The 13,988-nt window shown below is 61.6% G+C and carries 11 protein-coding genes; 2 read left to right on the forward strand and 9 right to left on the reverse strand.

Annotation, left to right across the window (positions count from 1 at the left end; genetic code table 11):
* Positions 1–20: 20 nt before the first annotated feature.
* From LGM20_RS15860 to LGM20_RS15900, 9 genes are all read right to left on the reverse strand, one after another.
* Positions 21–1,745 carry an aldehyde dehydrogenase family protein gene (locus LGM20_RS15860; RefSeq protein WP_044522115.1) on the reverse strand — a complete coding sequence of 575 codons (1,725 nt, stop codon included), beginning with the start codon at positions 1,743–1,745 and terminating at the stop codon, positions 21–23.
* On the reverse strand, positions 1,742–3,370 hold the full coding sequence (locus LGM20_RS15865) for a long-chain fatty acid--CoA ligase (RefSeq protein WP_044522103.1): 1,629 nt from the start codon (positions 3,368–3,370) through the stop codon (positions 1,742–1,744). Before LGM20_RS15865 ends, LGM20_RS15860 begins: the two co-directional genes overlap by 4 nt.
* A 283-nt stretch (positions 3,371–3,653) precedes the next feature.
* Entirely contained in the window at positions 3,654–3,998 is a 345-nt protein-coding gene (locus tag LGM20_RS15870) for a hypothetical protein (RefSeq protein ID WP_044522101.1), read from the reverse strand.
* A gap of 90 nt (positions 3,999–4,088) precedes the next feature.
* A complete protein-coding gene (gene cobB / locus LGM20_RS15875) occupies positions 4,089–4,919 on the reverse strand; it encodes a Sir2 family NAD+-dependent deacetylase (protein WP_017898959.1) in 831 nt (276 codons plus the stop codon).
* A gap of 14 nt (positions 4,920–4,933) precedes the next feature.
* The gene (nagK, locus tag LGM20_RS15880) at positions 4,934–5,845 is read right to left on the reverse strand and encodes an N-acetylglucosamine kinase (RefSeq protein WP_044522096.1); all 912 of its coding nucleotides are present in this window, start codon (positions 5,843–5,845) and stop codon (positions 4,934–4,936) included.
* Positions 5,846–5,893: 48 nt separating this feature from the next.
* Positions 5,894–7,138 (reverse strand): lipoprotein-releasing ABC transporter permease subunit LolE, encoded by a 1,245-nt coding sequence (lolE, locus tag LGM20_RS15885; protein WP_044522095.1) that lies wholly within the window; start codon positions 7,136–7,138, stop codon positions 5,894–5,896.
* The gene (gene lolD / locus LGM20_RS15890) at positions 7,138–7,839 is read right to left on the reverse strand and encodes a lipoprotein-releasing ABC transporter ATP-binding protein LolD (protein WP_044522094.1); all 702 of its coding nucleotides are present in this window, start codon (positions 7,837–7,839) and stop codon (positions 7,138–7,140) included. Before lolD ends, lolE begins: the two co-directional genes overlap by 1 nt.
* The gene (lolC, locus tag LGM20_RS15895; protein WP_044522323.1) at positions 7,832–9,031 is read right to left on the reverse strand and encodes a lipoprotein-releasing ABC transporter permease subunit LolC; all 1,200 of its coding nucleotides are present in this window, start codon (positions 9,029–9,031) and stop codon (positions 7,832–7,834) included. Before lolC ends, lolD begins: the two co-directional genes overlap by 8 nt.
* 133 nt (positions 9,032–9,164) lie before the next feature.
* Positions 9,165–9,296, reverse strand: a complete 132-nt coding sequence (locus LGM20_RS15900) for a hypothetical protein (protein WP_032428740.1) — start codon at positions 9,294–9,296, stop codon at positions 9,165–9,167.
* Between the two features lie 39 nt (positions 9,297–9,335).
* Here LGM20_RS15900 and mfd point away from each other — a divergent pair, with 39 nt between their 5' ends.
* Positions 9,336–12,782, forward strand: coding sequence for a transcription-repair coupling factor (gene mfd / locus LGM20_RS15905; protein WP_032452446.1), 3,447 nt, complete (start codon positions 9,336–9,338; stop codon positions 12,780–12,782).
* 165 nt (positions 12,783–12,947) lie between these two features.
* Positions 12,948–13,901 carry a L,D-transpeptidase LdtC gene (ldtC, locus tag LGM20_RS15910; RefSeq protein WP_023289149.1) on the forward strand — a complete coding sequence of 318 codons (954 nt, stop codon included), beginning with the start codon at positions 12,948–12,950 and terminating at the stop codon, positions 13,899–13,901.
* The last annotated feature ends 87 nt before the right edge of the window (positions 13,902–13,988 follow it).

Consider the following 13,988-nt stretch of genomic DNA (forward strand, 5'->3'; position numbering starts at 1 on the left):
GCCCTTTTTTTGCTCTCACTTTAGCCCCTCAGCGCGCGCCAGAGGATCGCCGGCAGCTTGCGCCAGCGCGGCCGATGGTAAAAATCCACCAGCCGCTGCGCCACCGCTTCCTGCCCCCGGTGAGTAATAAACCAGGGCGGCAGGGGCATCAGCGTCAGTTCGCCATGCCACAGACTGCGCGGAAACGGCCGAAACGGCGCCTCAATCACCGTGCGCTCGGTTTTCTCCAGCATAAAGCTGTTATGCACCTTGCCCCGCCCGCTCTGAATATCGTCGAGCCTGTGGCCGGGAAACGCCCCCCACGGGCAGGGAGCTAACAGAAAGGCCACCCCGCTCCAGCAGTTGATCGCCACCGTGCCATAGCGCAGCTCGGCGATCAGCGCGTTAAAACGCTTACGCCCAATCGCCTTGCGGGTGCGCGGGTGGATCACAATATTGGCCCCCAGCGTGCCCTGCAGCCGCTGATTGGCATAGCCGATCGCCTGGCGCAAAAAGCTTTCCGCGCTGTCGGCCTCAAGGCGGGTGACCGACAGCCCCGGGCCAAAGACCTCCTGCTGGCAGAAGTCCGGATCATCCTCGGTGTTCGCCACAATCAACGGCAGCGCGTCGCCGCGGGCTATCTCCAGCGGCTGACGGGCGCGCAGGCGAAAGTCAGTCAGCCGGTTTTCCGCGCCGGGGTAATAGTCCGGGCGGGTATTGGCGGCGATCAGCCGGTACAGCTGATTAAGCAGGGCCGACGCTGGCTCCCAACCCTGCTGCAGGATCAGCACCTGGCTGGCCACGCAGTTAAACCCGCCATTGTTCATCTTCTGCGTCGCCAGCTGCTGCGCCTGAAAAGCGATATCCGCCTCGCTCCACGGACCGGGGACGATAATGGTAGGGCTGACGCCGCCCAGCTCCGAGGTCACCCGACGCTGGTTCAGCGGCGTCCCGGCGGCCCGACGCTGGCGAGCCGCCTCACCATCGCCCCAGACGATAGCGTCATGGCTCTCCCGCGAGCCGGTGATATGGATCTCATCGACAGCGGGATGGGTGGTCAGCCACGCCCCCGCCTGGGCGTCGCCGGTGACGATGCGGAGCGCATCCATGGCGATCAGCGGCGCCAGAGCCTGAGCCAGCAGATCGTGCAGATAATCATTCACCGGGTTGAGCTTCAGCAGGCAGACCTGATTTTCAATAAACAGTTTGTGTAATACGTCCAGCGGCGCGATAGAGGCCACATTCCCGGCGCCGAGCACCAGCGCCAGCTTGCCCTGCCGCGCGGCCGGCGGGATATCGTATGCGGCCGCCGCGCAGCGATCGAGATTGGCCCGGGTGACCCCCGGCTGCATCCAAATTTCAGCGCGAACACCAGACAGCAACAGTCGATCCCAGAGCGTGCCGGGCACCACCCGCAGCGCCAGGCGGCCGTCCGCCAGCGTCCGCAGCGGGATCCGCCGGAGAAAGGTTTTCTCCTCCAGCTGCTCCAGGGTGGCGATAAGCCCGTTGCAGCCGACCATCAGCGCGCAGGGGCCTGCCAGCCACTCTTCGCCCGTCAGCGGATCGCCTGGCGGTAGTCCTTTGGCCCTCGCCGCCGCCTCCACCCACGCAGGAGCAATTGAAGCCAGGGCATCCTTGATCTGGCGCAGGAGCGCCAGACGACGATTCACTGAGGTCTCCGCCCAGCGCTGGCGCGCCGCCGACAAGGCGTGCAGCGCTGCGTCATACTGAGAGCAGGTCGTCAGACCGGGTCGCGCGTGGCTCATTTTCCCTCACTCATTAAAATCTCTCCATAGGCCTGGCGCAGCTGATTCTTGAGCACCTTGCCCGTGGCGCTGACCGGTAGCGCATCGACAAATATCACCCGGTCCGGGATCTGCCATTTGGGCACCCGTTTCTCAAACCAGGCCAGCAGATCGCTCTCTTCCACTTCGCCCCCTTCCACGCGAACGCACAGCAGCACCGGCCGCTCGTCCCAGCGCGGGTGACGGGCGGCGATGGCCGCCGCGCTGCGCACCGCCTGATGCGCGATGGCGATATTCTCCAGCTCAACGGTGGAGATCCACTCGCCGCCGGACTTGATGATATCCTTTGCCCGATCGCTGATCACCAGATAACCATTGGCGTCGAGCGTACCGATATCGCCGGTATCAAACCAGCCTGCCGCGGTCAGGGCGCTTTCGTCCTGACCATAGTACTGCTCCACCACCCAGTGCCCTCTGACCTGCAGATATCCCTGACTTTGGCCGTCCATCGGCAGTGGGTCCCCCTCGACATCCACCACCTGTAGCTCGATGCCAAAAATAGGCCGCCCCTGACCGGTACGCTGTTTTTGCTGCTCCGGCGCCGGGAGTGCGTCATGTTTGCTCAACAGCGTGTTAATGGTGCCGATGGGCGATGTTTCGGTCATTCCCCAGGCGTGGATCAGCGTAATGCCGTAATCGTGCTGAAAGGCCTCCATCATCGACGGCGGCAGCGCGGAGCCCCCGACAAACGCGCGTTTAAAATCAGGCAGCCGCATGTCCGACCGCCGCATCGCCGCCAACAGACCGGCCCAGATCACCGGCACGCCGAACGCCACCGTCACCTTCTCGGCGGCCAGCAGCTGCAGCAGGCTGTCGCCATCGAGGTGCGGCCCCGGTAGCACCAGCCGCGCGCCGACCATGGCGGCGATAAACGGCGTCCCCCACGCGTTGACATGGAACATCGGCACCACCGGCAACAGGCTATCCCTGGCCGAGATCCCGGCGGCGTCCGGCTGATTGCCGCTCAGGGCATGCAGGACCAGCGAACGATGGGTATTCAACACCCCTTTCGGTCGGCCGGTGGTCCCCGAGGTGTAGCAGAGCGAGGCCGGCGTCAGTTCATTGAGCGGCGGCCAGCGATAGTCTGCCATCCCCTGCTGCAACAGTTCGTCAAAAAACAGCAATGAGGGCAGCTGGCTGAGCGCCGCTTCGCTGCGGGGCGCCATCAGCACGACGTGTTTCACCGTCGGCAGCTGCGGCAGGAGCTGCGCCACCAGCGGCAAAAAGGTCTGGTCAAAGAACAGCACCTCGTCGGCAGCGTCGTTGAGGATATACCGCAGATGGTCAACCGACAGCCGCGGATTGACGGTGTGCGTCACCCAGCCGCCGGAGGCGACGGCAAAATAGATCTCCAGGTGGCGGCGATTGTTCCATGCGAGGGTGGCGCAGCGGGCGCCCGGCGGCAGCCCCAGCGACGCCAGCGCCGATGCCAGCCGCTGAGCGCGGCTGGCCACTTCCCCCCAGCTGCTGCGCTCCTTCTCACCGCCGGCGCCCACCGAGACGATCTCCGTCTCGCTGTGGTATTGCGCCGCATGGCTGAGCAGCGCGGTGGTAGTGAGATCCTGATAAATCATCGGTGACGGCATGGCGGGGTCTCCTTTACAGACTTCCGGGCGGGGGAACAGGGTCGCGGCGCGAACGTGCGGACGCCTATTGAATCTGGTCTACATTTGCCGGTCTGCACAAAAAAACGTACGGAAATCAGCGGTCACGCACAAAATTATCGCGGGTAATCGCTCAGAAAGGAGAAGCCGAGAATGATATGATGAAGGGCATTGCCCGGCGCCGGTCCGGGCGATATCGCCAGAGCGACCGCCGGGGACTGACGATAGCCTGGAGTACGTGATGCGCGCTTCAGAGGAAAGCGGCTCAGCGTCGCCCATCCTCGGGCTGGCCTTTGTCCTTCCCTTTTTCGGCTCGCCGTTGCACAAAATCTTCAATGATGCTGAAGAGCCCGTTGAGGGGTTTCCACAGCACCACCAGCAGCAGCATGGGGCCGTATACCCGCACACCGCCCGTCGCGACCTGACCGGTAAACAGCAGGGCTAAGCCATCCAGCAGCAGGCACAACGCGCTGCCGGTGCCGATCAACAGGCACAGCAGGAAGAGGATCGGTCGGCTATCGGCGTATTCAGGTAGCGCACGCTGGCTCCAGATGCCGACGATAATGGACGCGATCAAGGCGATCGATGCAATGACGAGGGGATGATGCATGGTCTGACTCCTGTCATGACGTGACATCCTTGTCAACAGCGCTGCCGGAAGCGGTGGGCGTCGCCCTGACCCCCGGCAGGCTGATTCAGTTTACAGCGCGTTTTCCTGCAGCAGCTTATCGATAAAGGCGGGTACCACTTCGCTTGCCAGCCCGTAGTGCTTTTCGGCAAACTCGCTGCCCACCTGGCTGGGCTCGAGGTTCAGTTCAACGGTATGGGCGCCGTGCAGTCGCGCCTCGTGCACAAAGCCGGCCGCCGGATAGACGTGGCCGGAGGTGCCGATGGCGATAAAAATATCCGCTTCGGCCAGCGCGCTGTAGATCTCGTCCATCCCCAGCGGCATTTCGCCAAACCAGACCACGTGCGGACGCAGCGCCGCCGGGAACTGGCAGCAGTGGCATTTGTCCTCTGCGGTGACGTCCCCGGTCCACTCCAGCACCTGGCCGCTCCACGAACAGCGCACCTTCAGCAGCTCGCCGTGCATATGGATCACCCGGCGGTTGCCGGCGCGTTCATGCAGATTATCGATATTCTGGGTGACCAGCAGAAAATGGTCGCCCAGCAGATCCTCCAGACGCGCCAGCGCCAGATGTGCCGCGTTCGGCGCGATCTCCGGACTCTGCAGCTGACGACGGCGGGCGTTGTAGAACGCCTGCACCAGCGCCGGGTCGCGGGCGAAGCCTTCCGGCGTCGCCACATCTTCCACCCGATGCTCTTCCCACAGGCCATCGGCCGCGCGGAAAGTTTTGATCCCCGACTCCGCCGATATGCCCGCGCCGGTTAACACCACCACTCTCGGTTTGGCCATCGCTTCAGGCTTCATCCTGTCCTCCCTAAAGAAAATCCGCTGACGCAGACGGTCACGCAACTGACGTTTATTGCGACGAAAACGGCTCAATCGATGTAAACGGCGCGACTGCATAGCTACCTCTGTGGTTAATGGCTCAGATGAAGGAAGGCCGCACCGCGCATTCCCCCGGCATCGCCGTGGCGCGCGCGCTCAATGCGCGGTACCCTGGCGACCGGCAGAAGATGGCGCGGCAATCGCTGCGCCAGCCCTTCGCTAATGGCCGTAAAGTTAGATAATCCACCGCCGAGCACCAGCAAATCCGGGTCGACAATGGTCAGTATATTTCCCAGACACACCGCCAGCAGATCGAGATAGCGCTCGACGTGCGCCTGGGCGCGGGGATCGTGCTGCTGCCACTGCGCCACAATCTCCGGCGAGGTAAGCGGTTGCTGATAAAAATGTTCATACAGCCAGGCGAAACCGCGGCCGGAGAGATAATTTTCAATGCAGCCCAGCTGGCCGCAGCCGCAGCGAAGCAGCGGAAAATCACGCCCGACCACCTCCAGGGCATCCACCGGCAGACGAATATGACCAAACTCGCCGGTGATATAGCTATGTCCGGTAATCGATTTACCGTTCAACACCAGGCCGCCGCCCACGCCGGTGCCGAGGATCAGCCCCATCACCAGCGGGTATTGCGTAAACTCATCGTCCCACGCTTCCGACAGCGCGAAGCAATTGGCGTCATTATCGAGGCGCACATCGCGCCCCAGCCGCGCGCTGAGGTCGGCGCGCAGCGGCCGGCCGCTGGCGGCAGGCACGTTAGCGGCATACAGCGTGCCGTCCGCCGTTTCCGGCATCCCCGGGATACCGATCCCAACCGTCCCCTGCCGGTCGAAGCGCGCATCGGCCTCGCGGACCAGCGCCTCCACCGCCTGGAGAAAATCCTCATAACTGCTTTTCGGCGTGGCGACGCGTTTTTCCCACTGCAGCCGCCGCTCCTGATTAAATACGCCCAGCGCTATCTTGCTGCCGCCAATGTCAAATCCATAGTACATTTCAGCAATTCCTCTTGTGTCGTCAGCCAGGCCGACGATGACGATAAATTACTGGCCACTCAGCACCCTCGCCGGGTCGATACGGCTGGCGCGGCGGGCGGGATACCAGCTGGCCAGCAAACTCAGCAACAGTGCTGTCACCAGCACATAAAAGACGTCCAGCCAGTGCAGTTCAGACGGCATGAAGTCAATAAAATAGATGTCGCCGGAGAGGAATTTATGCCCAATCAGGTATTCGATGCCGTTGATGATTGACGTCAGATTCAACGCGCAGATCACGCCGATCACCACCCCGAACAGGCTGCCTACCGATCCGGCTAATAAACCATACCACACGAAAATCGCGCGAATTAAGCCGTCTTTTGCGCCAAGCGTGCGCAGCACCGCAATATCGCCGCTTTTGTCTTTGACCGCCATCACCAGCGTCGAGACGATGTTGAAGCAGGCCACGCCGATCACCAGCACCATCGCCAGGTACATAATGGCGCGGATCATCTGGATATCGCGATACATATAGCCGTAGGTGCCAATCCAGCTCTTGATGTAGACGTAGCTGTTGGTCACCTCGCCGGCGTCGCGCACCAGCTTGTTAGCATGGAAAACGTCGGTGACCTTGATGGCAATGCCGGTCACGCTGCCGCCCATCTCCAGGTACTGCTGCGCATCCTGCATCGGGATCATGGCAAAACTATGATCGAGCTGGCCGCTCAGCTGTAAAATACCGGTCACATGCAGCCTGACGCGTTTCGGCTGCAGCAGTTGATGGTCGGCGTCGGCGTTAGGGATCATGATCGACACCCAGTCCCCCTGCTTCACGTGCAGGGCATCGGCGACGCCTTTACCCAGAATCACCTGCTGTTCGCCGGCCTTGAAGCCGGCCCACGCGTTATTCTGCACAAAGGTGGGCAGCGCGCTGAGCCGGGTTTCCTGCTGCGGGTCGACCCCTTTCACCTGGATGGCGCGCATATTGCTGCCGCTCTCCACCAGGCCGGTGAAGTTAATATAGGGCGCCGCCGCGACAATCCCCTTCACCTTCTGCACCTTCGCCAGCGCCTCCTGCCAGTTATTCCACGGCTGGTTCACGGGTTCGATTTCACCGTGCGGCACCACCGCCAGCACGCGGTGGTTCAGCTCGCGCTCAAAGCCGTTCATCGCGCTGAGACCGACGATCAGCACCGCCACCCCCAGCGCAATGCCGATGGTGGAGATCACCGAGATCAGCGACACCATGCCGCCGCGCCGCCGGCCGCGGCTGAAACGCAATGCAATTAATAACGATAAAGGAGAGGCCATTACTCGGCCCCCATCAGGGTCAGGTCGGCGGTCAGGCGGCCATCGCGCATCTCCAGCTGGCGGCTCATCCGCTTCGCCAGCAGCAGGTCGTGGGTCACCACCAGAAACGCGGTGCGCTGCGCGAGGTTCAGTTCGCCCAGCAGCTGGAAGATGCTGTCCGCGTTGCGGGCGTCGAGGTTCCCGGTCGGCTCATCCGCCAATACCAGCCGCGGTTTGTTCACCAGCGCGCGGGCAATCGCCACCCGCTGGCGTTCGCCGCCGGAGAGCTCCGACGGACGGTGTTGGCTGCGGTGTTCAAGCCCGACCGCCTGCAGCATTGCTTTCGCCTGGCGTTCAATGTCCGCCGGCTTCTTTTTACCAATCAGCAGCGGCATCGCCACGTTTTCCAGCGCGCTAAAGTCCGGCAGCAGATGGTGGAACTGATAGATAAAGCCCAGCTCGCGGTTGCGCAGGTCGGCGCGCGCGGCGGTGGAAAGCTTACTCATCGGCTGACCGGAGAAAATCACGTCGCCAGAGGTCGGCGTATCCAGGCCGCCCAGCAGATGCAGCAGGGTACTTTTGCCGGAGCCGGAGGTGCCGACGATGGCCATCATCTCGCCTTCATCAATGCTGAAGCTGACATTGTGCAGGACATCGGTTTGCACATTGCCTTCCTGATAGCGTTTGCACAGGTTGTCGCATTGCAGCAGGATCTTATTCATAACGTAAAGCCTCAGCGGGTTGAGTGGCGGCAGCGCGCCAGGAAGGGTACAACGTAGACAACAATGCCAGCGCCATCGCCACCAGGGCGATAACAATAACCTGCAGCGGCTCAATCGCCACCGGCAGCGCCGCGCCGTCAAGGAAGGCGCCGATGATCGGCATTAAATTATTCAACTGGCTGGCCAGCAGCGCGCCAAGCACGGCTCCCAGCAGCGCGCCGACGATCCCGGCGCTGGCGCCCTGCACCATAAAGACGGCCATAATCTGTCGCGGCGTCAGCCCCTGGGTCTGCAGGATCGCCACTTCGCCCTGCTTCTCCATCACCATCATCCCCAGCGAGGTAATAATATTGAAGGCCGCGACGGCGACGATCAGGCTGAGCAGCAGGCCCATCATATTTTTCTCCATACGCACCGCCTGGAACAGTTCGCCCTTGCGCTCGCGCCAGTCCTGCCACTGGGTGCCCGACGGCAGCGTCTGCTGGCTGAGGGTATCCACTTGCAGCGGTTTATCCAGCCACAGGCGCCAGCCGGTGATATTCCCCAGCGGATAGCGCATCAAACGGGAAGCATCGTCGATGTTGGTCAGCATCTGATAACCATCGACTTCGCTATTGGCGGCGAAGGTGCCGATGACTGTAAACAGACGCTGGCTCGGCACGCGTCCCATCGGCGTAAACTGGCTGGCGGAGGGGACCATCACGCGAATTTTATCGCCGCGATTCACCCCCAGCTGGCCCGCCAGCTGCTCGCCGAGAATCACGTTATATTTGCCCGCCTGCAGATCGCTCTGTTTGACGTTCACCAGGTACGGTGTCAGGGGATCGTTCTGCGCCGGGTCGATGCCCAGCATGACCCCGACCGCCACGCTGCGCGCGCTCTGCAGCACCACGTCGCCGGTGGTGATCGGCGCCACGCGGGTGACGCCCTGGAGTTTCGCCTCGCGCTCCGGCAGCTGTTGGGGATTCACCGAACCCTGTTTGGCGCTAAGAATGGCCTGGGGCATCAGCCCCAGGATGTTGTTTTGCAGTTCGCGTTCAAAGCCGTTCATCACCGACAGGACCGTCACCAGCGCCATGACGCCGAGGGTAATACCGATGGTGGAAAGCCAGGAGACGAAACGACCGAAGCGGTCGGCTGCGCGCCCGCGCATATAGCGCAGGCCGATAAAGAGTGCGGCAGGTTGGTACATGTCATCCATCTGGTTGCTGATAGCCGATTCCCGAGTATATAAGCGATTAGGGGCAGCGTAAATGACTGATACCTGACGACTTTATTAGCAATAATCCTAAAAATCAAGCAAATACAAACGGATAGATAAGTACTTACTTATTAATCTTTACGCTTATCGACAGCGCTGACCTTTCTTCACTCAACACGCGATGGCAATTCGGGTTGGCGAATCCAGACCAATCGCGGATAATCTCACTATTGAATATCAGCGAGTTGCCCTCCATATCGGCAGAGCGAATCCCTAAGAGACCATGAAACCGTCTATGCCTGAACAATATCGATACTCATTGCCGGTGAAAGCCGGTGACCAGCGCCAGCTTGGCGAGTTGACCGGCGCAGCCTGCGCCACCCTGGTGGCGGAGATGGCCGAACGCCACAAGGGCCCGGTGGTGCTGGTGGCGCCTGACATGCAAAACGCGCTGCGTCTGAACGACGAGATCAGGCAGTTCACCGACAGCCTGGTGATGGGGCTGGCGGACTGGGAAACGCTCCCTTACGACAGCTTCTCGCCGCATCAGGACATCATCTCCTCCCGTCTTGCCACCCTTTACCAGTTACCCACTATGCAGCGCGGCGTACTGATCGTCCCGGTCAGCACGCTGATGCAGCGCGTCTGTCCGCACAGCTTCCTTCACGGCCACGCGCTGGTGATGAAAAAGGGTCAGCGCCTGTCGCGCGATGCGCTGCGCGACCAGCTCGAGGGGGCCGGCTACCGCCATGTCGATCAGGTGATGGAGCATGGCGAATACGCCACCCGCGGCGCGCTGCTCGACCTGTTCCCGATGGGCAGCGACCAGCCCTACCGCCTCGATTTTTTTGACGATGAAATCGACAGCCTGCGCCTGTTCGACGTCGACAGCCAGCGCACGCTGGAGGAAGTGGCGGCCATTAACCTGCTGCCGGCGCACGAATTCCCCACCGACCAAACCGCCATCGAGCTGTTCCGCAGTCAGTGGCGCGACCGCTTTGAGGTGAAGCGCGACGCCGAGCATATCTATCAGCAGGTCAGTAAAGGGACGCTGCCTGCCGGTATCGAATACTGGCAGCCGCTGTTCTTCAGCGAGCCGCTGCCGCCGTTATTTAGCTATTTCCCGGCCAGCACGCTGATCGTCAACACCGGCGATCTCGAGGCCAGCGCGGAGCGTTTCCAGAATGAAGCCCGCGCCCGCTTTGAAAACCGCGGCGTCGATCCGATGCGCCCGCTCCTGCCGCCGGAACTACTGTGGCTGCGCAGCGATGAGCTGTTCAGCGAACTGAAAAAATGGCCGCGCGTTCAGCTGAAAACCGAGCGCCTGGCCGAAAAAGCAGCGAATACCAACCTGGGCTACCAGACGCTGCCGGACCTCGCCGTCCAGGCGCAAAACAAAGCGCCGCTGGATAATTTGCGCCGCTTCCTCGACGCGTTTGCCGGTCCGGTGATCTTCTCCGTTGAAAGCGAGGGTCGCCGGGAAGCGCTGAGCGAAATGCTGGCGCGGATCAAAATTGCGCCGAAACACCTGCTGCGCCTGGAGGAAGCCACCGGCAACGGGCGCTATCTGATGATTGGCGCCGCCGAGCACGGGTTTATCGACAGCCAGCGCGGCCTGGCGCTGATTTGCGAGAGCGACCTGCTCGGCGAGCGCGTAGCGCGCCGTCGTCAGGATTCCCGTCGCACCATTAACCCTGACACGCTAATTCGCAACCTTGCCGAACTGCATATCGGCCAGCCGGTCGTTCACCTGGAACACGGCGTGGGCCGCTATGCGGGGATGACCACCCTGGAGGCGGGCGGCATCACCGGCGAATACCTGATGCTGACCTACGCCAACGATGCCAAATTATACGTTCCGGTCTCCTCGCTGCATCTTATCAGTCGCTACGCCGGCGGAGCGGAAGAGAACGCGCCCCTGCACAAGCTGGGCGGCGATGCCTGGACCCGGGCGCGGCAAAAAGCGGCCGAGAAGGTACGCGACGTAGCGGCCGAACTGCTGGATATCTACGCCCAGCGCGCGGCGAAAGCCGGGTTTGCCTTTAAACACGACCGCGAACAGTATCAGCTGTTCTGCGACGGTTTCCCGTTTGAAACCACGCCGGATCAGGCGCAGGCGATCAACGCCGTCCTCAGCGATATGTGCCAGCCGCTGGCCATGGACCGCCTGGTGTGTGGCGATGTGGGCTTCGGCAAGACCGAAGTGGCCATGCGCGCCGCCTTCCTCGCCGTGGAGAACCACAAACAGGTGGCGGTACTGGTGCCGACCACCCTGCTGGCTCAGCAGCACTATGACAACTTCCGCGATCGTTTCGCCAACTGGCCGGTACGCATCGAAATGCTCTCCCGCTTCCGCAGCGCTAAAGAGCAGGCGCAGATCCTCGAGCAGGCCGCGGAAGGCAAAATCGATATCTTGATCGGCACCCATAAGCTGCTGCAGAGCGAAGTGAAGCTGCGCGATCTGGGGCTGCTGATCGTCGACGAAGAGCACCGGTTTGGCGTGCGGCATAAAGAGCGCATCAAAGCGATGCGCGCCGATGTCGATATCCTGACCCTCACCGCCACGCCGATCCCGCGAACGCTGAACATGGCGATGAGCGGGATGCGGGATCTGTCGATCATCGCCACGCCGCCGGCGCGCCGCCTGGCGGTAAAGACCTTCGTTCGCGAATACGATGCGCTGGTCGTGCGCGAGGCGATCCTGCGTGAAACGCTGCGCGGCGGTCAGGTTTACTATCTGTTTAATGACGTCGAGAACATCCAGAAAGCCGCCGACAAGCTGGCGGAGCTGGTGCCTGAGGCGCGGATCGCCATCGGCCACGGTCAGATGCGGGAGCGCGAGCTGGAGCGGGTGATGAATGACTTCCATCACCAGCGCTTCAATGTGCTGGTGTGCACCACCATCATCGAAACCGGGATCGACATTCCCACCGCCAACACCATCATTATCGAACGCGCCGACCACTTTGGCCTCGCCCAGCTGCACCAGCTGCGCGGCCGCGTTGGCCGCTCCCATCACCAGGCCTATGCCTGGCTGCTGACGCCGCATCCGAAGGCGATGACCACCGATGCGCAAAAGCGCCTCGAAGCCATTGCCTCGCTGGAAGATCTTGGCGCAGGCTTTGCGCTGGCGACCCACGATCTGGAGATCCGCGGCGCCGGGGAGCTGCTGGGCGAAGATCAGAGCGGTCAGATGGAGACCATCGGCTTCTCCCTGTATATGGAGCTGCTGGAGAATGCGGTAGATGCCCTGAAAGCCGGGCGCGAGCCGTCGCTGGAAGATCTCACCAGCCAGCAGACGGAAGTCGAACTGCGCATGCCTTCCCTGCTGCCTGATGATTTCATCCCCGACGTCAATACTCGTCTGTCGTTCTATAAGCGCATTGCCAGCGCCAAAAACGAACAGGATCTCGAGGAGATCAAAGTCGAGCTGATCGATCGTTTTGGCCGCCTGCCCGACGCCGCCCGCAATCTGCTGGATATCGCCCGTCTGCGTCAGCAAGCGCAGAAGCTGGGGATCCGTAAGCTGGAGAGCAATGAAAAAGGCGGCGTGATCGAATTTAACGAGAAAAACAACGTCAATCCGGTGTGGTTGATCGGCCTGCTGCAGAAGCAGCCGCAGCACTTCCGCCTGGACGGGCCGACGCGCCTGAAGTTCATGCAGGATCTCGAGGAGCGAAAGACGCGGATGGATTGGGTTCGCCAGTTCATGCGCCAGCTGGAAGAGAACGCCGTCGCCTGATCGCGGGGGAGATACGGCCGGTACGCCGTATCTCCCTTTTCACATATCTGGCAATCTTTACAAACATTTTGCAATCCGCCTGGATTTCCCCACACAGACTCACGCCATAATCTCATCTCCTTTTTCATATAAAAATAACCAGTTATATATTTTGGAGTTATGGTAATGAGAAACCGTTTCCCCCTGGCGCTGGCGCTGGTCGCGCTGGTTGCCGCGCTGGCGCTGCCTGCGCGCGCTAACACCTGGCCCCTTCCCCCGCCGGGCAGCCGGCTGGTGGGGCAAAATCAGTTCCATGTGGTGCAGGATAACGGCGGTTCGCTGGAGGCGATTGCCAAAAAGTACAATGTCGGCTTTCTGGCCCTGCTGCAGGCCAATCCCGGGGTAGACCCCTATGTTCCGCGCGCCGGCAGCGTGCTGACTATCCCCCTGCAGACGCTGCTGCCCGATGCGCCGCGCGAAGGGCTGGTGATCAACCTTGCCGAACTGCGCCTCTACTATTATCCGCCGGGCAAGAATGAAGTGACCGTCTACCCGATCGGCATCGGCCAACTGGGCGGAACCACCATCACACCGACGATGGTCACCACCGTGTCCGACAAGCGGGCTAATCCGACCTGGACGCCAACCGCTAACATTCGCGCGCGCTACAAAGCGATGGGGATTGAGCTGCCGGCGGTGGTGCCTGCCGGTCCTGACAACCCGATGGGCCATCACGCTATCCGCCTTGCCGCCTATGGCGGAGTCTATCTCCTGCACGGCACCAATGCCGATTTCGGCATCGGCATGCGCGTCAGCTCCGGCTGTATTCGTCTGCGCGACAACGATATCAAGGCGCTGTACAACGCGATCTCGCCGGGCACGAAGGTGAATATTATCAACACGCCGATTAAGGCGTCGGTGGAGCCGGACGGCCGCCGTCTGGTCGAAATCCACCAGCCGCTGTCTGAGCATATCGATGACGACCCGCAGACGCTGCCTATTACGCTTAACGCGGCCATGAAGGCGTTCAAACAGGCGCCGCAGACCGACGGTACGGTAATGGAGCGCGCGATGAATTACCGCTCGGGCATGCCCATTGACGTTACCCGTCATGCCGACCCTGGTCCGCAGTCGCTGTAACCTCACGCTGCAGAAAACAAAAAACCCGCCTGACGGCGGGTTTTTTGTTGGCAAGGGTCAAACAGGGGTACAACAGGGTCTTACTCA

Origin of the sequence: Klebsiella quasipneumoniae subsp. quasipneumoniae (assembly GCF_020525925.1) — a bacterium.
In the GTDB taxonomy this organism is placed as follows: Bacteria; Pseudomonadota; Gammaproteobacteria; order Enterobacterales; family Enterobacteriaceae; genus Klebsiella; species Klebsiella quasipneumoniae.